Consider the following 22219-nt stretch of genomic DNA (forward strand, 5'->3'; position numbering starts at 1 on the left):
GTTCTGGTTTATATAGAAAAAGTAACTAAGATAATACTAAGAATAGCTAAACCAATACCAATCCAATTTTTGAGCATCAATTTTTCTTTGAAGAATAAGATACCTGCAATGGTTGATACTAGTAAGACTGCTACATTGTTAATAGTAAATACGGTAGAACTATCCATGTTTTCATATCTAAGTGCTTTTATTAAAAAGTAAATTGAAAAATAGTTAGGTACTCCTAGTCCGATTCCTGCAATAACGTTTTTTAATTGGAGTTTTAATGTGCCATTTATTCTTTTATAAATTAAGGTACATACTCCAATAATTGCAGCAAAGCCAAAGATAGTTGCTGAAAAAATAGAAACGTCATTTGCGGCCACATAATGTGTTTCAAAAAATTTTAAGCTGGTGTCGATTATCCCACTACCAATAAAAACCAATAATGGAAATATTAAGTTTCTTTTTGTAAGTGAAACACCTTCTGTAGTTTTTGCAGAGGTTAGATATACGGCTACTAGTGCAATTAGTATACCCGTAATTTTTAGGATGCCTGTGCTTTCTTGATACACAATAACTCCAAAAATGATTGGGATCGCTAGGCTCATTTTAGTCGCTACGGCAGCAACAGATAATCCGTTTCTTTGTGTGGTTATTGCCATTAAATTAAAAACGGAAATGAAAACAATCCCTAAAATAGCAGCTCCGTAAAACCAACCTTGATTTGTAATGTATGTTATTTGTACAGGTTCAGAATAAGCAATGATTCCTGATACCGCAGCTACTACGTAGTTAACAATAATAGCTTGAAGAGTGTCGACATTATATTTTGCAAATAGTTTGAAAATGACAAAAATCAAGCTTGAAGCTAAAACGCTAAAGATTAAATAGATCAAAATAAATTAGATTTTAATGTAAATAGATTTGATACGTCTTCTGTTTTGGGGTCATTATTCCAGATGTGGATCCCAAGTTTAGAAGCTGTATCCGTATTTTCTTTGGTGTCATCGATAAAAATTGTTTGATTGGGCACTATTTGGTGTTGCTCTAATACAAATTCAAAAATATCGGTATTTGGTTTTCTTAACTGTATTTCATGAGAAAGATAAAAATAGTTAAAGGAAGATCTGAATGCTTCATAAAATGAGACATTCTTTTTGATCCAATCAATATGTAACTCGTTCGTATTACTTAAAAGTATAAGATTATATTTTTTTTCTAATGCTAATTTTTGAATAAAATCTAATCTATGTTTCGGAAAATCTAATAAAATAGAATTCCATGCATGAGTAATTTCATCTTTAGATGCATTAGAGAGTATTTTTTGAAATAAATTAATACATTCAAAAGTAGAAATCTTTCCTACCTCATAAAGTAAATTAATTTCAGAAATTTCTTCAGTAGAGATTGGTCCTAATAATGAAAGTTCTCTAAATATTGCTTGTTTGTCTAAATTGATAAAAACATCTCCAAAATCAAAAATAATGGTCTTAATCATTTTGATATATTCTTAAAGTATCATTTACTATTTTCTCTTCAGCAATAAGGTTTCCTTTTAGTAAAGGGGCTTTTATTCCGTTTTCAAAAGTAGTGTTTCCCTCAAAAATTCTGGCTTCATCCCAAAGGTTTTCATCAATGAATGATTGGATTGTATGTCTACCACCTTCTATAATAATGGATTGAATCTCTTTGTTGTATAAAATATCACATATTTCTGTTAGAACATTCGTGTTTTTAGGAACCTTTTTGTATTGGGTATTGCCCTTGTCTTCTTCCTTATTTTCTTCTGAAGTAATAATAATAGTTTCTGTAGTTTGGTCTAATATTGATGATTTTAAAGGGATTTTATTGGTAAGATCAATTGCTATTCTTGTTTGGTGATTTCCATGCCATTCTCGAATGGTTAATTTAGGATTGTCTTTAATAACAGTTTGATTTCCTACTAAAATAGCAGACTCTTCTGCACGCCATTTATGTACTAGTTGTCTCGAATTTGGATTTGTTATCCATATAGGTTTTCTCTCAGTATTGGTGTTGATAGGTGCTATAAAGTGGTCGCAAGTTTGAGCCCATTTTAATATAATATAGGGACGCTTTTTATTGTGAAACGTAAAAAAACGTTTATTTAAATCATTACATTCTTTTTCTAATACGCCAACTATTACATCACAACCAGCATTCATTAATTTTTTAACTCCTGATCCAGATACTTTAGCAAAAGGGTCAATTGTACCAATTACCACCTTTTTAATTCCTTTTTCTATAATTAAATCACTACAAGGAGGGGTTTTTCCATAGTGGCTGCAAGGTTCCAGGCTTACATATATGGTAGCTTCTTTTAGTAAAGACTGATCTTTAACAGAATTAATAGCATGTACTTCGGCATGAGGTTCACCAGCTTTATAGTGCCAGCCCTCGCCAATAATTTTGTGATTTAAAACAATCACACTACCTACTAATGGATTAGGATATGTAGTCCCCAATCCGTTTTTGGCTAACTGAATGCAACGGTTTATGTATTTTTGGTGTGTATTCACGTTACTTTATGCTTACCTGTTGTTGTTTATTGATTTTATAAGGATAAGAAAAACTTCCTAAATGGTATCTGATCGTACCTTTGTATTCTATATTTAGTGAATCTGTTTGTATTACCTTAAGAACGCTATTTAAAATACTATTTTTATTGTTTTTATAGATTTTAGAAAGAGAAAAAGTTCCTTCTAAAGGAATTGTAAATTCACTTTTTGCTGGAATGTCGAATTCTTGAGCAGAGATCGTTCCAACATCAATATTATCAACAAAAACATGAAAATCTTCTATAGATAGTTTTCCATTTAGTCGATTTGGGTTGTCAAAAATGGCATTTGCTTTTATGGTAACATCACGAATACTGGCATTTTTAATTACAATAGCATCGACATATTTAAATTCTGGTTTTTTAGATAAAGAACATGCTGTTAAGAAGATAAATATTGTTAATAATAATAAAGGTCTCTTCATTGACTTCTGTTTAGATTTAGCTTATATTTCGATATCTATTAGAAATAATAGTATTACACAAAGTAAAATGTGTTTTCTGATTATTATTTCTTTAATAGTGTCACAAAAGTAGTATTTATAAATAGAATGAGTAGTATAAAAATACGTTCGATAGAATATAAAGATAACGAGGCAATAGCACTAGTAATACGAAGTGTTTTGTTAGAAATGGGCGTTCCTAAAATAGGTACTGCTTATGAGGACGAATCTTTAGATAAGATGTATGAAACGTATAGTAAAGACAATCGAATGTATTTTGTTCTTGAAGAAGAAGGTAAGATTGTTGGTGGGGCGGGTATTGCTCCTCTAAAAAATGAAGATATTACCATTTGTGAACTTCAAAAAATGTATTTCTTATCAGAGGTTAGAGGAAAAGGAGTTGGATTTATGATGATAAATACATGTCTTGATTTTGCAAAAGAACAAGGTTTTTTGAAATGTTATTTAGAAACAATGCCTTATATGACGGCAGCAAGGAAGCTGTATAAAAAAGTAGGTTTTCAAGATCTTGAGAAACCCGTTGGAAATACAGGGCACTATAGTTGTCAGGCATGGATGATAAAAGACCTTTAATTCAAAAAGATTTACATTGAAAATAAAAGATCTTAGAACAGGTTTTGTAAATTCTTTATCTGACCTTTATGATAGAGAAGAGGTATTGTCTTTTTTCTATCTTCTTTCTGAAAAAATTTTAGAATTAAGAAGAGTCGATATAGCGCTTAAATTGAATGATTCACTTTCGGTAGAAAGTGTAGAGCAATTTAGGAATGCTCAAAATAGGTTGCAATCTCAGGAGCCTATTCAATATATTCTTGGGGATACAGAGTTTTATGGGGGGGTATTTACTGTAAATAAACATGTGTTAATACCTAGGCCCGAAACAGAGGAGTTGGTAGATTGGATCTTGCATGATCAAAAAAATAAAAATACTTCGCTGAAAATTTTAGATATAGGAACAGGTAGTGGTTGTATCGCTATTTCTTTGGCTAAAAATTTAAAAAAAGCAGAAGTATACGCTATTGATGTGTCTGAGGAAGCTCTTAAAGTGGCCAAGGCAAATGCAGAAAAAAATCAAGTAACTGTAAAGTTTATAAAACTTGATGTGTTAGCGGCTAGTGATTTATTTCAGAGTTTTGATATCATTGTTTCTAATCCGCCTTATGTTAGAGAATTGGAAAAAGAGGAAATGAAGCCTAATGTTTTAGATAACGAACCTAACTTGGCATTATTTGTTTCAAACGGAAAACCCTTGGTATTCTATGAGAAAATAACCAAATTGGCAAAAAAAAGATTGGATAGAGGAGGTGCATTATATTTCGAAATCAATCAATATTTAGGTAATGAAACAAAACTAATGATAGAAAATCTGGGTTTTAAGACCGTAGAATTACGTAAAGATTTGTACAATAGTGATAGAATGATTTGTGCAAAACTTTAAGATGTCAACTATCTGTTACTTGTTTAAAAGAGATAACTATATAAATATAATATAAATGACTACTCTTAATTCGATTTGTGTATTTTGCGGAAGTAGTGAAGGGAATGATATCACTATAATTGAAAAAGGTTTTTCACTTGGCGAAGAATTAGCTAGACGACAAATTACATTGGTCTATGGGGCTGCTAAGATTGGTATAATGGGAAAAGTAGCAGAAGGTGCTCTTACATCGAAAGGAAAAGTGATTGGTGTAATTCCAGAATTCTTAAAGTTAAAAGAAGTGATGCATTTAGGATTGCATGAGTTAATCACTACAGAAAATATGCATCAACGTAAAATGAAAATGCATGATCTTAGTGATGGCTTTATAACGCTGCCTGGTGGATTCGGAACTTTAGAAGAGCTTTTTGAAATTATTACTTGGGCGCAACTAGGTTTGCATCAAAAACCAATTGGTTTGCTAAATGTTGGAGGGTTTTATGATGATCTCTTGCAACTGTTGGAGACTATGGTACGTAGAGGGTTTTTGAAAATAGAAAATTATGAATTATTGATTGTAGATGATAGTATAGATCAACTTTTAGAAAAAATGAAAATGTTTAAACCTAAAGAAGTGCCTAAATGGTTAAAACCAGAAAGGACATAGGAAATTAAATTTATAGATCGGTAAATGTTCGTAGCGTGTCTAAAAAAGGAATCATTAAAAGAATTATCATCAATCAAAATCTATAAAAAGGGAATTATCAAATGAGTACAGAAGAACAAATTAATCAACTTAGAGAAGAGTTACGTAAGCATAATTATAATTATTACATTCTTGATAAGCCTACAATTACGGATTATGATTTTGATATGAAGTTAAAAGAACTTCAAAAATTAGAAGAAAAACACCCTGAATTTTATGATGCTAATTCTCCTACATTAAGAGTAGGAGGCGAGGTAACCAAAAATTTCGAAACTCTGGTTCATGAATTTCGCATGTACTCTTTAGATAACTCCTATTCAAAAGAAGATTTACTGGATTGGGAAAAGCGGATCAAAAAATTAGTTGATGGTGAGGTTAATTATACTTGTGAACTTAAATATGATGGTGCATCAATTAATTTGACTTATGAAAACGGAGAGTTGCTTAAAGCGGTTACAAGAGGAGACGGTATTCAAGGTGATAATGTCACCACAAATGTAAAAACAATAAAGTCTGTTCCATTAAAATTAAAAGGAGATTTTCCTGCAAAATTTGACATTAGAGGAGAAATTGTTTTGCCATACGAAGGTTTTGAGCAAATGAATAAAGAACGTATTGCTCAAGGTGAAGAACCCTATGCAAATCCAAGAAATACAGCTTCTGGAAGTTTAAAATTGCAAGATAGTAGTGAAACAGCTAAACGACCTTTAGATTGTTTGTTATATAGTATACAAGGAGAAAGGTTAGGAATTACTACGCAATATGAAAATTTAGAAAAAGCTAGAGAATGGGGGTTTAAAGTTCCTGTAGAATCAAAAATGGTAAACTCAATTGATGAAGTATTAGAGTTTGTGAACTATTGGGATAAACATAGGCATGATTTGCCATATGAAACCGATGGAGTGGTTATTAAGGTTAATAATTTACAACAACAAGAAGAACTTGGTTATACTGCAAAAGCGCCTAGATGGGCTATGGCTTATAAATTTAAAGCAGAGCAAGTATTTACCATACTTAATGAAATTACATATCAAGTAGGTAGAACAGGTGCAATAACACCAGTCGCAAATTTAGAGCCAGTACAATTAGCAGGAACTACCGTAAAACGAGCTTCTTTACATAATGCCGATCAGATTGAGAAATTAGATGTTCGAATTGAAGATACTGTTTTTGTTGAAAAAGGAGGAGAAATTATACCTAAAATAGTTGGGGTAGATCTTCTTAAAAGACCTGAAAATTCAATGCCGACTTCTTATATAACAGAATGTCCGGTATGTAGTACAGTATTGATTCGGAAAGAAGGTGAAGCTCAACATTATTGCCCAAATTATTATGGATGTACTCCTCAAGTTGCGGGTCGCATTCAGCATTATATTTCTAGAAAAGCAATGGATATAGAGGGATTGGGAGGAGAAACTGTTTTGTTATTGGTTAATGAGGGGTTAATAAAAAATTATGCGGATTTGTATACGTTAACCAAAGAACAGGTTGTCCCGTTGGAACGAATGGCAGATAAAAGTGCAGACAATCTTATTCTTGGTATAGAAAAATCCAAAGAAATCTCTTTTGAAAGAGTGCTATTTGCATTGGGAATTAGATATGTCGGAGAAACTGTAGCTAAAAAACTCGCAAAGCATTATAAAACTATAGATGCTATTATGCTAGCAACCGAAGAAGAATTGGTAAATGTAGATGAAATTGGAATTAAAATAGCGCAAAGTGTAGTGGAGTTCTTTTCTTCTGAAGATAATAGGAACTTAATTAATCAATTGAAACAACATGGTGTGCAGTTGGAAATCTCTGCTGAGAAATTAGCTAATCAAACAGATACGTTACAAGGTCAGATTTTTGTTGTATCTGGTGTGTTTGAAAAAGTAACTCGTAACGAACTTAAGAAGCTCATAGAAGATAATGGAGGTAAAGTTTCAAGTTCAATATCCTCAAAAACATCATATGTAGTTGCTGGAGCTAACATGGGACCAAGCAAGTTAGAGAAAGCGAGTTCATTAGGGATTTCAATTATTAGTGAAGATCAGTTTCTTGAAAAAATAGAATGAAAATAAGAACATTAATTAAAGTACTATTAATTTTAACAGGAGGACTTTGTGTGCTTAGTGTAGCGCTGCAAAACTCCAGTTTAGAGTTGTATGTGAAACCAATGACAGTTCCATTGTTTTTCATGTTGTATTGGTTTAATGTGAAAAAAATTGACATCTTATTTCTTGTAATTTTATTGCTTTGTTTTCTAGGAGATGTGTTTCTATTAACAGATATAAAAAACAGCTTTATTTATGTTTTGATAAGTTATGTGCTTTGCTATGTAATTTTATTCTACTATCTATTAAAAAATCACAAAAAGATTAATTTTAGTACTACTGATATAATTTACTTGTCAGTGTTTTTTGTGATCTGGACATATGTGGTTTATGAAATTTATTCGGCCATAGAAGGGCAAATGGGAGATATAAGATTATATGGATTGATTTACATGATTGTTTTGTATTTTTTGCTTCTTGGTGCGGTTTTTCAATATACTAACATTAGATCAACAAAGTCTTTATGGTTTTTAATAGCAATTCTTAATTTTGTGATAAGCGATTCTTGTTTTGCTTTAAATAGATTTTATATTTCTTCAATAGAGTTAGAGGTAATTAATGCAATCTATCAATTACTTGCCGTGTTTTTTCTAGTTAAGTATAAAATATCAAGCCCAGTCTCCTTAAAATTAAAAAGCCCATGACCTTGGGTGTATTATGATTTTTGATTCTTTTAAAAATTAGTATATTGTACTTAAAAAGAGTCTTTTAAATGTTTGCGTGATTAACTTTTTTGGGTATATCACATAATTGTTTTTGAGTACAAGAAAAATTAATGAATGGAGAGAAAATACTAAAGCTTTTTATTTCCTTTTTGATTGTATTGCAAGTATTAGAATTTGTGTTTTTTACAAGTTACTTAAATGCTTATCTTAATATTGCAATTTTGATATCGATAACGGTTCTGTATTTAGTAAGTACAAAAAGTATAAAAACCCTACATATTGTTGTTTTGTTGGTGTTTTTGTTAAGGGAGCTAATACCATTTTTTGGTGATTTAAGTAGTATGATAGAATATCAAATGACTGCAAATCTAATTGCTAATATCTTGTTGTTTTATTTTTTGTACTATAATCACAAGTCCTTTGTTTATAACAAAAGGGATGTTTTTACTTTAGTTTTAGGTAGTTCCTTGTATACTGTAATCTTTTTTATGGTTTATCAAATCCTTAAAGAACCTATGGGAGAATTGTATTTACTGGGTTTTCTTCATTTAGTATTGCTTTATATATTGTTGGTAGTAGGGGCGATGCATTATATAAATATAAGATCCGAGAAATCTTTATGGTTTTTTTTAGCAATGTTGAATTTTTCATTTAGTGAAAATATGCTGCTAATCGATCGATTTTATTTAGAATCTTATGAGTTAGAGGTTTTAATACTAATATGTAAACCATTAGCAATGTTTTTTTTGGTTAATTATATGATAACAAAATCTCTTAAACTTAAATCAGAAGAATTTGAAGGTTTTTAAAAAACATAATTTTAAAAGGAGTATTTGGATACAAAAAAAAGCACATATCATTTGTTTTATGCCACTAGTTTCTTAACATTAATTGTAACAATTTTTGCAAAGGATTTAGTGATTTACTTTAAACCTCCGGTTATAATCTCTTTGGGGATACTTTACCTAGTAAATGCTGAGCATAGAAATTTTGGTGTAATTTTAAGTCTTATATTAATCATAATATGTGAAGTGCTTTTTTTGCAGGATTATTTAGGCAATTTCAAATTGCTACATATTTTGTTTTCCTGTTATTACTTATTAAATATTATTTTACTTTGGAAAAGTCTTAAAGTGATAAAAATACAGTTTAAGAAAGTTGTGACTTTGCAGTTAATTGTTTCAATGTTGTTAATAGGTTATGTGTTGTATACTGTAGCTTATTTGATTTTACCTCAGGTAAATGATCATGTTGTGGTTTTGATTGTTCTTATTTTCTTTTTTGCAGTTTTTATAGGGGTTTGTTATTATATATATTTAAATAGTAAAACTGTTGTTAGTTATTCTTTAATGGTAGCGGCTTCCTGTTTTTTGATTGTGAATATTGTAACTGCATTAAATAGACTTTATATTTATTTAGAAATTTTTCCGGTTATCACAACAGTTTTGCAGATTTGTGGACAGTTTTTTTTGATAAAGTTTTTTATAGAGAGGCATAAGTTAATGCCTAATAATGAAGAATATTTTTAATTATAAAATTTTATTTCTATTTGAAAAAAACAAGTATAACATATCTGTTTTTCTATTTTTCTTTTTTATTGATAATAGGTGTTTCTATATTTTTTGAGAGAACGTTGCTTCTTGTTGTAAAGCCAATTATTCCGCTATCTTTAATAGTGATTTATCTTCAATCTGTAAGGGAGAGAAATATTCTTTTCTTAATATGTATGCTATTGATTTTAGTTGTTGATATTTTTATTTACACAGATTTTGTGAGGTATTATGATATTATAGCGGTATTGATTACGCTTTTTTATGCTTTAGGATCTTTTTTGATTAAAGATTATATTTTGAAAGAAGATTTGCAGATAAAAAAATTGATTTCGATATCGGTAGCCATAGGTACTCTCTTTATTGTTTATTTGATATATTCAATAACAGAATTGGCAATGCCCAAAATCAATGACTCTCTGTTTTCTGTGGCATCAATTACGATTAGTTTGTTGTTGTTTTCAGCTTGTAGTTTTATTGTGTATAAAGCTGATCGATATGAAAAAGGAATTTACTTGTTTATAGCAACTTGTTGTACATTGTTTACAGATGCTTTATTGGCAATTAATGAATTATACTATTATACTAGGGAGTTTACGGTTCTTGCCAATATTTCAGAAATAATAGGTCTGTACTTTTTTACAAGTTTTTTTGTTCAAACTAGTTTAAAGGATAAAACACTTGATGAAAGTGATTTTTTCTAAAATTCCCTTAGTTTTATTTTAAAGAGTAGATCTTTTGGTTACCTTAGGTTCTAAATTTTGTTACTTTTTGAAAAGATCTGGTATTACATATTTGTTTTTCTATTGCACCTTTCTCATTGTAATGTGTTCTGCGATTTTTTTAGATAAATCAAGTCTAATATATACTAAGCCATTTGTTCAAATAGCACTCATAGTCCTTTACCTTACAGAAGTGAAAAGAATTAATTTTCTATTTCCAATAATGATGCTTGCAGTACTTGTATTAGATATCTTTATTTATATCGATTTTGTCAAATATTTAAATCTTATAACTGCATTAGTTTTGGTATATTACTTGGGAGGCGTATTAATGCTAAAACAATATATCTCTAAAGAGGATATAAAAGTTAGTAAGCTTGTTTCTCTTCCAGTACTTGTGAGTGTTGCTTTCGTGTCATATTTAATTTATGCTATCGCAGAACTTGCTTTACCTAGAGCAAAAGATTCTATTGGTGCTATATTATTAATTGCAACAGGGGCATTAGTATTTTCGATGGCTAATTTTATAGTGTATATGGTGGATAGATACGAGAAGTCAATATATCTGTTTGTTACCGCCTGCTGCACATTGTTTATCGATGGTCTTTTGGCGATTAATGAGATGTATTATTATGCAAAAGTATTTACAATTTTGATTAATCTTGTGGAAATAACAGGATTGTATTTTTTAACAAGTTTTTTTATTGAAACCAAGCTTATAGAAACAAAATCTTCTAAAGGGAAATATTTTTGAAGTAAATATGTTTAAGGTGTATGTCTGATTATCAAGGCTTTCCTTTTTTCTTAGAAGGGAGTAGGTGATTTTAATGAGTAAAATGGCTACATTTGTGGCTTCTTAATCTTTTTGTGAATGATTTTAAAGGGTCTTAAAAGAAATGCTATCAAAAAAAATATTGAAGCACATTTGAAGAAAAGAAATTCTTCTTCAGATAGTATTTCTACTCTTAAAACGCTAGCAGTTCTTGTTGATGCCTCTTATGATATAAATATTATTTCCTTAATTAAATTGGCAAATGAATTAGGGGTTTCACCAGATAAATTAAAGATAGTTGGCTATAAAGAAGAAAAAGATTTAGATGATGATAAAGATGCAGCGTATTACAATGATAAAAGTTTTGGAGTTAGTGGGGGAGTTAAAAGTAATTCTTTACAAGAATTTGTAAATAAGGATTACGATGTTTTGATTAGTTTTTATTCAGAAAACAAACTCGAACTTAATTATGTTGCAGCAGTTTCAAAAGCTAAATTTAAAGTTGGTTTTGGAACCGTAGATAATAGGATTAATGATTTGATTATAGGAGCAACAGTTGATAATCCTAATCTATTTATCAAGGAACTTAAGAAGTATTTAAAAATTTTACAGATTATATAATTATGAGTGGTTTTCTTAGAGGGACAGGTGTAGCATTAGCTACTCCATTTAATGAAGATGGTTCAATAGACTATCCTGGAGTAACATCTTTAGTTGATTTTTGTGTCAAAGGTAATATAGAATATCTTGTAGTATTAGGGACTACTGCAGAATCGGTTACCTTATCAAAGAAGGATAAGGTGGAATTAGTAAATCATATTATTAAAGTAAATAACAAAAGGCTTCCTTTGGTAGTAGGTATTGGCGGAAATAATACACAGTCAATTCTCGATGAAATGAAAGACACAGATCTATCAGATTTTGATGCTATATTATCTGTAGTTCCTATGTATAATAAACCAACTCAAGAAGGTATTTATCAACATTACAAGACTATTAATGATAATGCTCCTTTGCCAGTACTCTTATATAACGTTCCTTCTAGAACAGGGACTAATATGACCGCAGAAACTACGCTTAGATTAGCAAAACTAGAAAATATAGTTGGTATTAAAGAAGCGGTTGGAGATTTTACTCAAGTGCTTAAAATTATAAAAAACAAGCCACAGGGTTTTCTTGTAATTTCAGGAGATGATGCATTGGCATTACCTGCAGTTGCTGCTGGTGGTGATGGCGTGATAAGTGTTGTTGGTCAGGGATTTCCCGAAGAATTTTCTGAAATGATACGTCTAGGATTAGCAGGTCAAACGCAAAAGGCTTTTGCTATACTCTATAGTTTGCTTCCTGTTTTAGATTATGCTTTTGAAGAGGGTAATCCTGCAGGGATTAAAAATATTTTAAAAATAAAGGGTATTTGTGATGATTATCTTCGTTTACCGCTAGTTTCTGTTTCTAAGGAGTTAGAAGGGAAAATAAAAAAATTTATAGAGAACTATAAGTAATGGTAGCTTAAATATGTACTAGTATTTGTGTGAAGATGGCTAAAAAAATTAAAGATCCAGGAATAGGAAAGCATTCTAACAAATACGCTAGACGTTTTATTAATGCAGATGGTTCGTTTAATATTAAACATGTCAATAAGGTTAATTCCTTGTCTGAAAGTTATAATTATCTCATAAATATAACATGGGGTAAATTTTTTTTATGGGTTTTGCTCGGGTATACATTGGTTAATTCCTTATTTGCTTTAGTGTATACATTTTTAGGGATAAGTAATATTGCACAACCAACAGGAGATATTTTTAAAGATTTCTTAAACGCTTTTTTCTTTTCCGCTCAGACTGTTACAACTGTAGGGTATGGCGCAATGGCTCCAAAAGGGTTGCTTTTTGGGGTGATATCGTCTTTTGAAGCATTGATTGGCCTACTTAGTTTTTCATTTATAACAGGTTTGTTGTACGGGAGGTTTTCGAAACCAAGGGCGAATATTAAATTTAGCTCTAGTATTATTTTGAAAAAACATAAAGAGGTTGATGCAATTATGTTTAGATTAATGAGCAAAAGTGACAATGTTATGATACGACCTAATATAGAGGCTACACTAGCATTATCTTTAAAAGATAAACATAATGAGTTTACTAATAATTTTTATAAACTGAAATTAGAGAGAGATGCGATAACATATCTTCCTACCACATGGACTATTGTACATGGTATAGACGAATCTAGCCCATTAAAAGAGTTTAGTAGGGAAGAATTGAAGCAACTTCACGGGGAAATTTTACTCCTGGTAAGCTATTATGATGAATCATTTGCTCAAGAAGTGCATCAGGTACATTCTTATATCTTAAAAAACATTAAGTATGATCAACGCTTTGTTCCAGCATTTTACTATGATGATGATGGGTATACGATCCTTGATCATGATAAGCTAGATCAAACAACTAAATAGTCCTTGATAGCAATAAAATCCATGTAATACCACTTTTTTCTTTGCAACAAGAGTTTGAAAATTACGTCCTTTAAAAGGATCATTGTGTCATGTTAAACACAAATTAAATGATTTATTTATCAATTCAATTGATATGCAAATGAATTGGTGAATTAAAAGTTTTTGTAATAGCGCAGAAATATATATTTTTGCCTGATGTTTTTTTATCTATGAAGAGATTATTTTATTTATTGATTTTTGTATTATTCCTTGGTTCTTGTAGTGAATACCAAAAAGTATTGAAGGGTGAAAATGTGGGTGATAAGTATAAAGCCGCAGTAAAATTGTATGAAGACGGAAAGTATACAAAAGCACTAAGACTTTTTGAGCAGGTTGTGCCACAATATAGAGGGAAGCCACAAGCAGAAAGAGTAATGTATTTTTATGCAGATACGTATTATCAATTGGGAGATTATTATTTAGCTGGATATCAGTTTGAAAGATTTACAAAATCATTTCCGAAAAGTGATAAAAGACAAGAGGCAGCGTATAAAGGGGCAAAAAGTAATTATCATTTGTCTCCGAGGTTTAGTTTAGATCAAGAAGAAACAACTAAAGCTATAGAAAAACTTCAAGCGTATATAAATGCATATCCAGAGAGTGAAAATCTAAAAGAAGCAAATACTTTAGTAGCCGAACTTAGAGAAAAAAAGGAGAAAAAAGCATATAAAATAGCAAAACAATATCACCATCGAGAAGATTATAAAGTAGCGATAAAAGCATTTGATAATTATCTAATCGATTACCCTGGTTCTGCTTATAGAGAAAAAGTTTTGTATTATAAGCTTGAATCAGAATACCTCTTAGCTGTAGGAAGTTATGCAGATTTAGTAAAAGAGCGTTTAGAAACAGCTAATGGTTTTTATAATAACTACAAGAAGTATTATAAAACAGAAGGTGAGTACATTGAGAAAGCAGACGAATTAGGAGAAGATATAAAGACTAGATTAGAACAGTATAAATAGAAAAAAAGTAGAAGATGGATTTGAAAAAAAGCAATGCACCAGTAAACACAACTACTATTGATAAGAATCTTATTGATCAACCAACAGATAATATATATGAGGCTATTTCAGTAATATCTAAAAGAGCTACTCAGATAAATACAGATATCAAAAAAGAGCTTCTTGAAAAGTTAGATGAGTTTGCAACTTATAATGATAGCTTAGAAGAAATTTTCGAAAATAAAGAACAAATAGAAGTTTCTAAGTTTTATGAAAGATTACCTAAGCCACATGCTTTAGCTGTTCAAGAATGGTTAGAAGGTAAAATTTATCACAGAAATACTAAATCAGACACAGAATCTCTATAAATCTATGTCAATTTTAAGCGGTAAAAAGATTTTATTAGGTGTCACCGCTGGTATTGCTGCATATAAGACTGCTGCTCTTGTAAGATTATTTATCAAAACAGGAGCAGAAGTAAAAGTTGTTATGACTCCCGCAGCAAAAGATTTTGTTACTCCACTTACACTATCTACATTATCAAAGAATCCTGTTTATTCTTCATTTTATGATGAAGATGATGAAAATGCGGTTTGGAATAATCATGTGGATCTTGGTTTATGGGCAGATGTAATGATTATTGCACCAGCTACAGCAAATACATTATCAAAAATGGCTTCAGGAGCTAGTAATAATTTATTACTAGCTACGTATCTATCAGCAAAATGCCCAGTGTATTTTGCTCCTGCAATGGATTTAGATATGTATAATCACCCTTCAACGCATAATACATTTAAGAAATTACAAGAGTTTGGTAACATAATGATTCCAGCAGAATCAGGTGAATTGGCAAGCGGCTTAGTGGGGCAAGGAAGAATGGCAGAACCTTTAAATATTGTCGACTTTATAGAAAACGATATTTTAGATAAATTGTCACTTCGAGGTCAGAAAGTACTCATTACAGCTGGTCCAACATATGAAGCAATAGATCCGGTACGATTTATAGGAAACCATTCTAGTGGAAGAATGGGGATTGAATTAGCTAAGACTGCAGCAAATCTTGGAGCCCAAGTTAGCTTGATCTTAGGTCCGTCATCATTATCCGTTAATCATAGCTTGATAGATGTTGTTAATGTTGTAAGTGCAAAAGATATGTATGAAGCGGTTGTTTCTAGATATCATGACTGTGATATAGCAATCGCATCTGCTGCAGTAGCAGATTATAGACCTAAAAATATATCTGATCAAAAAATTAAAAAAGCAGATACGGCATTTTCTATCGAGTTAGAAAGAACCACTGATATTTTAAACTGGATGGGAACCGAAAAGAAAGATCAGTTTCTTGTGGGCTTTGCTTTAGAAACAGAAAATGAAGAGGACAATGCTAAAAATAAACTAAAAAAGAAAAACTTAAATCTAATTGTTCTAAATTCACTTAACGATAAAGGAGCTGGTTTTAAAGGGCAAACGAATAAAGTGAGTTTAATCAATCATAAATTAGAAATTAAAGCGTTTGATTTAAAAACAAAGTCAGAAGTCGCACAAGATATATTCAACGAAATTAATACGCTAAAAAAATGAATAAATTATTCTTTGTTATAGCCCTTGTATTTAGTATTACTGTAAATGCTCAAGAATTTAATGCTCAAGTAGTGGTTAATGCAGAGCAAACAGCAAGTCCTGATTTACAGGTGTTCAAAACATTGGAGCGATCGTTGATCGAATTTATTAATAATACAAAGTGGACAAAAACAGACTATAGGACAGAAGAACGAATTAATTGTAGTTTTTTTATTACCATCGTTAGTTTTGATAATGATGCCTTTACTGCGACTGTTCAAGTACAAGCGTCACGACCTATATATGGATCGAATTATGAAACTGCTATTTTAAATGTTAATGATAAAGATTTTAATTTTGACTATGTAGAATTTCAGCCATTAAACTATAACCCAAATAGTTTTGATTCTAATTTAATTTCGGTAATATCTTTTTATTTATATACAATACTTGGTGTAGATGCTGATACTTTTTCGTTAAATGGAGGGACCAATTATTATGAAGAAGCTAAAAGTATTGTGGGTAATGCTCAAGGAGGTGGTAGTACAAAAGGATGGCTTCGTGAACAAGATCCTAACAGATACAGGTTAAATGACGATTTACTTTCTGGAGCATACGATGGATATCGATCAGCGATGTATACATATCATAGAGAAGGATTAGATGTTATGTATAATAATATTAAAAAAGGTAAACAAACTATTACAGAGTCAATAAAACCGCTACAAGAAATGAATAATAGTAAGCCTAATTCTTATCTTATGCGTGTATTCTTTGATGCTAAGGCTGATGAGATTTCTAGCGTGCTATCCGGAGGTCCATCTGTAAATATTGCAGAAACTATACAAATGCTTAATAGAATAGCTCCTACCTATACTGATAATTGGAAAGATATTAAATTTTAGATTCTTTCAACTATAAAAAATTAAATATACAGGTGTAATCTTTTTAAAACTGTAGTATATTTACTTTTTAAACATTAAAAATATTTCTATCCTTTGCTTAGAGGTCTTTCTATAAAAAATTTCGCTTTAATCGAACAGCTACAAGTGTCTTTTGATACCGGTTTGATAACAATTACTGGAGAAACAGGAGCAGGTAAATCTTTGCTTTTAGGTGCTTTGGGTTTACTTCTTGGAAAAAGAGCAGATTTGAGTAGTGTTAAGGATAGTTCAAAAAAATGTACCATCGAAGGTGTTTTTGATATAGCGCATTATGAATTGGCTGCTTTTTTTGAAGAGGAAGATTTGGACTATGAAAACGAAACTATTATAAGAAGAGAGATCTTACCTTCGGGAAAATCTAGAGCCTTTATTAATGATACTCCTGTAACATTACAATCATTAGCAGCATTAGGTGCTAAACTTATTGATATCCATAGCCAACATCAGACGTTAGAGGTTACTACTACCGATTTTCAGTTCGAAGTATTAGATGCGTTGGCAGGAGCAGCACGCGAGATTAAATCTTACAAAAGAGGGTTAAAGTTGCTGAAAGAAAAAGAAAAAGAAGTTAATAATTTGGTTGCAAATCGAGAAGTGTTTACCAAAGAATATGAATACAATACTTTTCTTTTAAAAGAACTTGAAGATGCCAAACTACAATCAGGAGAATTAAAAGAGTTAGAGGAGCGTCATGATCGTTTAAATAATATCGAAGAAATACAAGAAAGGTTATCGGGATCAATTGCTATTGTAACCTCTGAAGAGATAGGTGTTTCTGATCAATTAAATGTTATAAAATCTAACCTTTCTAAAATAGCTTCTTTTTCAAGTGGGTTGAATGACCTTTCAGAACGGATTCAGAGTATTTATATAGAGTTAGATGATATACAAGTCACTTTACTTGATGAATTGGATAAGTTAGAGGCAGATCCACAGCAACTAGAGCAGGCAAGTCAAAGATTGCAATTGTTACATAATTTGCAGGTAAAGCATAATGTCTCTACAATTGATGAACTAATCATATTAACTCAGGAACTTCAAGAGAAGGTTTCTAAAACAGAATCATTGTCTGAAGATATAGAAAAATTGAAAAATGAGATGATTACCATACAATCTCAGTTGGATGAGGTAGCGGGTAAGATTCATAAAAAAAGAAAAAAAACACTTCCAGTATTTATAAAAGAATTAGAAGATATTCTTCAAGCATTAGGAATGTCAAATGCCAGTTTTAATGCCGAATTAAAACTTCAAGACAATTATTTTTCTAATGGTAAAGAAATATTAGAATTTTTGTTTTCGGCAAATAAAGGAGGTTCTTATGGCGAGCTTAAAAAAGTTGCATCTGGTGGTGAACTGTCAAGAATAATGATTGCCATAAAGGCTATCCTCTCAAGATACGCACAATTACCAACAATTATTTTTGATGAAATTGATACAGGAGTGTCGGGTGAAGTAGCACATAAAATGGCTGATCTAATGATGAATATGAGCAAGAATTTACAAGTTTTTAGTATTACTCATTTGCCACAGATAGCTGCTAATGGCCAAAATCAATACAAAGTATATAAAGAAGATATTAATAATACTACAGTTACACAACTTAAGTTATTAGATGAAAATGAACGAGTTAGAGAGATTGCCGAAATGATCGGCGGTAAAAATATTTCTGATTCTGCAATTACACATGCCAGATCATTGTTGAAACTATAATGATCAAGTTATGTTTTTGATCTAAAAATCGTTTTGTTTAACAACAGTTTGGGGCGTTTTATTATCTTTACTGCTTGTATAACTATACTTTAATTTACAACTAAATGTCACACAATTTATTAAAAGGTAAAAGAGGGATTATTTTTGGAGCACTTGATGAAAATTCAATTGCTTGGAAAACCGCAGAGCGTGTATTTGAAGAAGGTGGGAGTTTTGTGCTTACTAATGCTCCAGTTGCAATGAGAATGGGAGCTATTAATACCTTAGCAGAGAAAACAAATTCACAGATTGTTCCTGCTGATGCCACTTCGTTAGAAGATCTTGAAAACCTTGTAGAGAAATCGGTTGAAATTTTAGGAGGTAAAATAGATTTTGTTTTACATTCTATAGGAATGTCAGTAAACGTTAGAAAAGGACGTCATTATACTGATCAGAACTACAGTTTTACTGAAAAAGGATGGGACGTATCTGCACTTTCTTTTCATAAGACAATGCAAACGTTGTATAAAAAAGATGCTATGAATGAGTGGGGGAGTATTGTTGCATTAACCTATATGGCTGCGCAAAGAGTATTTCCTGATTATAATGATATGGCTGATAATAAGTCTTATTTAGAATCTATAGCGCGTAGTTTTGGATACTTCTTCGGAAGAGATAAAAAAGTACGTGTGAATACAATTTCACAATCCCCGACACCGACAACAGCAGGAAAAGGAGTAAAAGGTTTTGATGGGTTTATTGAATATGCAGATAAAATGTCACCTTTAGGTAATGCTACAGCTGGAGAATGTGCAGATTATACAGTAACGATGTTTTCTGATCTAACTAAGAAAGTTACTTTACAAAACTTATATCATGATGGTGGTTTCTCAAATATGGGAGTAAGTCAATTGGTAATGGATAAATTCATCGATGAAGAATAATACTATTCTTATATATAATTTAGATAATCCCATTCATTGTAAATGGGATTTTTCTTTGGTTAACTTTATGATATGAAACCAGACTTTTCCTTTATAATACCTGTTTATAATAGGCCAAATGAGATTGATGAATTGCTTCATAGTATGGTAGCAATGCAATATGATTCTTCTTATGAGATTGTTATTGTAGAGGATGGTTCTAGCGATAGTTCTAGTCATATCGTAGAAAAGTTTACGGATAGACTATTCATAAGCTATTATCAAAAACCAAATACAGGTCCTGGAGATTCTCGAAATTACGGTATGCGTAAAGCAAAAGGGAATTACTTCATTATTCTTGATAGTGATGTGATATTACCAGAAAATTACTTAGCTAAAGTTGATGATTTTTTATACCAAAATTTTGTTCATTGTTGGGGTGGTCCCGATGATGCTCATAAGAGTTTTTCGGATCTTCAAAAGGCAATAAGTTATAGCATGACTTCGTATCTTACTACTGGTGGTATACGCGGTAGAAAAAAGACTATGGGTAAATTTCAACCACGTAGTTTTAATATGGGGTTGTCTAAAGAAGCTTTTTTAGCTTCTGAAGGCTTTGGAAATATCCACCCTGGAGAAGATCCTGATCTTACAATTAGACTATGGAAATTGGGTTACGAAACTGCTTTAATTCCGGATGCTAAGGTATTTCATAAAAGAAGAATCTCTTGGAAAAAGTTTTACATTCAAGTAAATAAGTTCGGTCTTGTTCGGCCAATATTAAATAAATGGCATCCAGAAACAGCAAAACTTACATATTGGTTTCCTTCTTTATTTATTGGGTATACTCTCTTTTCAATGTTAACAGCAGTTTTTGGGATTTGGTATTTTTTAATGTTATGGGGGATATATTTTTCACTTATATTTTTAGGTGCAACTCTTATGTTTAAAAGTATTTCTATAGGGATACAATCTATTTTAGCCGTTTTGATACAATTTTATGGCTACGGAAAAGGATTCTTAAAATCTTATTATTATATTCATATACTTAAAAAGGTTCCAGAAAAACAATTTAAGAACCTGTTTTTTTCAAAGTAAGTATTTATGTCAAATAGAAAAAAGAAGATTTTTTCATTCAAAAGAAATAGCGTAAAAACCTTTTTGTTTTTTCTAATATTTACATCCGCTCTTTGGTTGCTAATCCAATTTTCAAAAAACTATACTAAAGAAGTAGAAATCGCTATTCGATATACGAATCTTCCGGAGGATAAAATTTTTAATGAAGAAAGCGATCAGATCGTAAGAATGACGCTTAACGGGAATGGTTTTAGGCTTATGAATCATAGTTGGAAGAAACCTATTTTAGAATTTAATATTGATGATGCGTCTTCTATGATAAACGATCAATATTATTTTCGACTTGATAAAGGATCTCGTATTTTAAAGAATAAACTGGATTTTAAAGGTAATATTCTTGCATTGCAGAAGGATAGTTTACGATTAAAATTAGATATAAACCTACAAAAGAAAGTACCAGTACAATTAGTTCAAGATGTTAAGTATTCTGTTGGTTACGGAAGTGATAAAGGGCTGGTTATACAACCGGATTCTATTGTCATAAGCGGTCCTTCGAAAATTATAGATACTATAAAGTCTGTTAATACAGCGTCTTTGCAGTTAGAAGGTCTAAATGTTGATTATGTTGATGAATTAACTATAGATCTTGAGTCATTGCCTGAAATTATAAAAATCAAACCTCATAAAGTTACTGCTACTATTGAGGTTAGTAAGTTTACAGAAGGAAATCAGAAAATACCCATTACAGTCAAAAATGTACCTGAAGATACAGAAATTAAAATTTTCCCTAAAGAAGTGATGGTTGTATACAGAGTAGGCTTGGATAAATATAACGAGATAAGTCCAAGAGATTTTATGGTGGTTGCAGATTATGCAAAATCAGGAGAAAGTTCATTTTTGACATTAGAACTTTTTGATAAGCCAGAATCAATACATGATGTACGTTTACGAGAAAAACAAATTCAATTTGTAGTGCTAAAATAACGCTATTGTTATGAAAGTAGTTGGTTTAACAGGGGGCATCGGTAGCGGTAAATCTACTATTGCCCAAATGTTTAAGAAATTAGGCGTGTCTGTCTACATTGCAGATGATGAGGCAAAATTATTGATGAATACCAATCAAGTGGTAAAAAAGCAGATTAGTGAATTATTCGGCGATAAAGCTTATATATCTGGCAGTTTGAATAGAGAGTATATAGCCAGTGTAGTCTTTAATGATTCTTCTATATTGAATAAACTAAACGGGATAGTGCATCCTGCAGTAGCAGAGCATTTTGCCCAATGGAAAGAGAAACAAACTGGAAATTATGTTGTCAAAGAAGCTGCAGTTTTAATTGAAAATGATGGATACAAGCAATGTGATTATACTATTCTTGTCACAGCTCCTATAGATATTAGGATCGAACGAGTATTAAAAAGAGACAATATAACTCGAGATCAGATACTTTCAAGAATAAATAACCAGTGGGAAGATTCGAGAAAAATTCCATTAGTCGATTTTGTTATAGATAACGTAGATTTAGAAGACACTGAAAACCAGGTGTATGAAATTCATAATAAAATATCTTTTTAAAGGGGTTGTAATACGAATCCTTCATTTTGTTAACATTTGGTTAAACCGTAAAGTAGCTAAATGTTAAAG

The 22219-nt window shown here is 31.0% G+C and carries 25 protein-coding genes; 21 read left to right on the plus strand and 4 right to left on the minus strand.

The window, feature by feature from the left end; all coding sequences use genetic code 11:
- Positions 1-8: 8 nt before the first annotated feature.
- The 4 genes from D1816_RS25130 to D1816_RS25145 are packed head-to-tail and all read right to left on the minus strand — an operon-like array spanning position 9 to position 2982.
- Entirely contained in the window at positions 9-878 is an 870-nt protein-coding gene (locus D1816_RS25130; RefSeq protein WP_118506128.1) for a DMT family transporter, read from the minus strand.
- Entirely contained in the window at positions 875-1480 is a 606-nt protein-coding gene (locus D1816_RS25135; RefSeq protein WP_118506129.1) for an HAD family phosphatase, read from the minus strand. Before D1816_RS25135 ends, D1816_RS25130 begins: the two co-directional genes overlap by 4 nt.
- Complete coding sequence (gene ribD / locus D1816_RS25140) at positions 1473-2519, minus strand: bifunctional diaminohydroxyphosphoribosylaminopyrimidine deaminase/5-amino-6-(5-phosphoribosylamino)uracil reductase RibD (protein ID WP_118506130.1); 1047 nt, start codon at positions 2517-2519, stop codon at positions 1473-1475. The genes D1816_RS25135 and ribD overlap by 8 nt, the downstream gene beginning before the upstream one ends.
- A 1-nt stretch (position 2520) precedes the next feature.
- On the minus strand, positions 2521-2982 hold the full coding sequence (locus D1816_RS25145) for a hypothetical protein (protein ID WP_118506131.1): 462 nt from the start codon (positions 2980-2982) through the stop codon (positions 2521-2523).
- A gap of 126 nt (positions 2983-3108) precedes the next feature.
- Between D1816_RS25145 and D1816_RS25150 the strand changes: the two genes are divergently transcribed.
- From D1816_RS25150 to coaE, 21 genes are all read left to right on the plus strand, one after another.
- Positions 3109-3594, plus strand: a complete 486-nt coding sequence (locus D1816_RS25150; protein WP_118506132.1) for a GNAT family N-acetyltransferase — start codon at positions 3109-3111, stop codon at positions 3592-3594.
- Between the two features lie 16 nt (positions 3595-3610).
- Positions 3611-4459, plus strand: a complete 849-nt coding sequence (prmC, locus tag D1816_RS25155) for a peptide chain release factor N(5)-glutamine methyltransferase (RefSeq protein WP_066311559.1) — start codon at positions 3611-3613, stop codon at positions 4457-4459.
- A 55-nt stretch (positions 4460-4514) separates the two neighbouring features.
- The gene (locus D1816_RS25160; protein ID WP_118506133.1) at positions 4515-5105 is read left to right on the plus strand and encodes a TIGR00730 family Rossman fold protein; all 591 of its coding nucleotides are present in this window, start codon (positions 4515-4517) and stop codon (positions 5103-5105) included.
- A 101-nt stretch (positions 5106-5206) separates the two neighbouring features.
- Positions 5207-7201: an NAD-dependent DNA ligase LigA gene (gene ligA / locus D1816_RS25165; RefSeq protein ID WP_118506134.1), complete on the plus strand. Its 1995-nt coding sequence runs from the start codon at positions 5207-5209 to the stop codon at positions 7199-7201.
- A complete protein-coding gene (locus D1816_RS25170; protein WP_066311551.1) occupies positions 7198-7884 on the plus strand; it encodes a lysoplasmalogenase family protein in 687 nt (228 codons plus the stop codon). Before ligA ends, D1816_RS25170 begins: the two co-directional genes overlap by 4 nt.
- 509 nt (positions 7885-8393) lie before the next feature.
- Positions 8394-8714 carry a hypothetical protein gene (locus D1816_RS25940; RefSeq protein ID WP_162900353.1) on the plus strand — a complete coding sequence of 107 codons (321 nt, stop codon included), beginning with the start codon at positions 8394-8396 and terminating at the stop codon, positions 8712-8714.
- A gap of 24 nt (positions 8715-8738) precedes the next feature.
- Positions 8739-9434: a hypothetical protein gene (locus D1816_RS25180; protein ID WP_118506136.1), complete on the plus strand. Its 696-nt coding sequence runs from the start codon at positions 8739-8741 to the stop codon at positions 9432-9434.
- A 197-nt stretch (positions 9435-9631) separates the two neighbouring features.
- Positions 9632-10159, plus strand: coding sequence for a hypothetical protein (locus tag D1816_RS25185; protein ID WP_118506137.1), 528 nt, complete (start codon positions 9632-9634; stop codon positions 10157-10159).
- Positions 10160-10370: 211 nt separating this feature from the next.
- Positions 10371-10931 carry a hypothetical protein gene (locus tag D1816_RS25190; RefSeq protein ID WP_147405063.1) on the plus strand — a complete coding sequence of 187 codons (561 nt, stop codon included), beginning with the start codon at positions 10371-10373 and terminating at the stop codon, positions 10929-10931.
- A 117-nt stretch (positions 10932-11048) separates the two neighbouring features.
- The gene (locus D1816_RS25195) at positions 11049-11570 is read left to right on the plus strand and encodes a hypothetical protein (RefSeq protein WP_233565263.1); all 522 of its coding nucleotides are present in this window, start codon (positions 11049-11051) and stop codon (positions 11568-11570) included.
- A gap of 2 nt (positions 11571-11572) precedes the next feature.
- Positions 11573-12451, plus strand: a complete 879-nt coding sequence (dapA, locus tag D1816_RS25200) for a 4-hydroxy-tetrahydrodipicolinate synthase (protein WP_118506139.1) — start codon at positions 11573-11575, stop codon at positions 12449-12451.
- Between the two features lie 35 nt (positions 12452-12486).
- On the plus strand, positions 12487-13401 hold the full coding sequence (locus tag D1816_RS25205; protein WP_118506140.1) for an ion channel: 915 nt from the start codon (positions 12487-12489) through the stop codon (positions 13399-13401).
- Positions 13402-13610: 209 nt separating this feature from the next.
- Positions 13611-14405: an outer membrane protein assembly factor BamD gene (locus D1816_RS25210; protein ID WP_118506141.1), complete on the plus strand. Its 795-nt coding sequence runs from the start codon at positions 13611-13613 to the stop codon at positions 14403-14405.
- A gap of 14 nt (positions 14406-14419) precedes the next feature.
- Complete coding sequence (locus D1816_RS25215; RefSeq protein WP_066311532.1) at positions 14420-14752, plus strand: DNA-directed RNA polymerase subunit omega; 333 nt, start codon at positions 14420-14422, stop codon at positions 14750-14752.
- Between the two features lie 4 nt (positions 14753-14756).
- Positions 14757-15965, plus strand: coding sequence for a bifunctional phosphopantothenoylcysteine decarboxylase/phosphopantothenate--cysteine ligase CoaBC (gene coaBC / locus D1816_RS25220; RefSeq protein ID WP_118506142.1), 1209 nt, complete (start codon positions 14757-14759; stop codon positions 15963-15965).
- Entirely contained in the window at positions 15962-16849 is an 888-nt protein-coding gene (locus D1816_RS25225) for a DUF4835 family protein (protein ID WP_066311527.1), read from the plus strand. Before coaBC ends, D1816_RS25225 begins: the two co-directional genes overlap by 4 nt.
- 93 nt (positions 16850-16942) lie before the next feature.
- On the plus strand, positions 16943-18598 hold the full coding sequence (gene recN / locus D1816_RS25230; protein ID WP_118506143.1) for a DNA repair protein RecN: 1656 nt from the start codon (positions 16943-16945) through the stop codon (positions 18596-18598).
- 104 nt (positions 18599-18702) lie between these two features.
- Positions 18703-19521 carry an enoyl-ACP reductase gene (locus D1816_RS25235; RefSeq protein ID WP_066311525.1) on the plus strand — a complete coding sequence of 273 codons (819 nt, stop codon included), beginning with the start codon at positions 18703-18705 and terminating at the stop codon, positions 19519-19521.
- A gap of 72 nt (positions 19522-19593) precedes the next feature.
- Entirely contained in the window at positions 19594-20598 is a 1005-nt protein-coding gene (locus D1816_RS25240) for a glycosyltransferase family 2 protein (protein WP_118506144.1), read from the plus strand.
- A 6-nt stretch (positions 20599-20604) separates the two neighbouring features.
- The gene (locus D1816_RS25245) at positions 20605-21561 is read left to right on the plus strand and encodes a CdaR family protein (protein ID WP_118506145.1); all 957 of its coding nucleotides are present in this window, start codon (positions 20605-20607) and stop codon (positions 21559-21561) included.
- A gap of 10 nt (positions 21562-21571) precedes the next feature.
- On the plus strand, positions 21572-22150 hold the full coding sequence (gene coaE, locus D1816_RS25250) for a dephospho-CoA kinase (protein ID WP_118506146.1): 579 nt from the start codon (positions 21572-21574) through the stop codon (positions 22148-22150).
- Positions 22151-22219: the final 69 nt, after the last annotated feature.

The sequence above is a fragment of the Aquimarina sp. AD10 genome (genome assembly GCF_003443715.1).
Lineage (GTDB): Bacteria > Bacteroidota > Bacteroidia > Flavobacteriales > Flavobacteriaceae > Aquimarina > Aquimarina aggregata.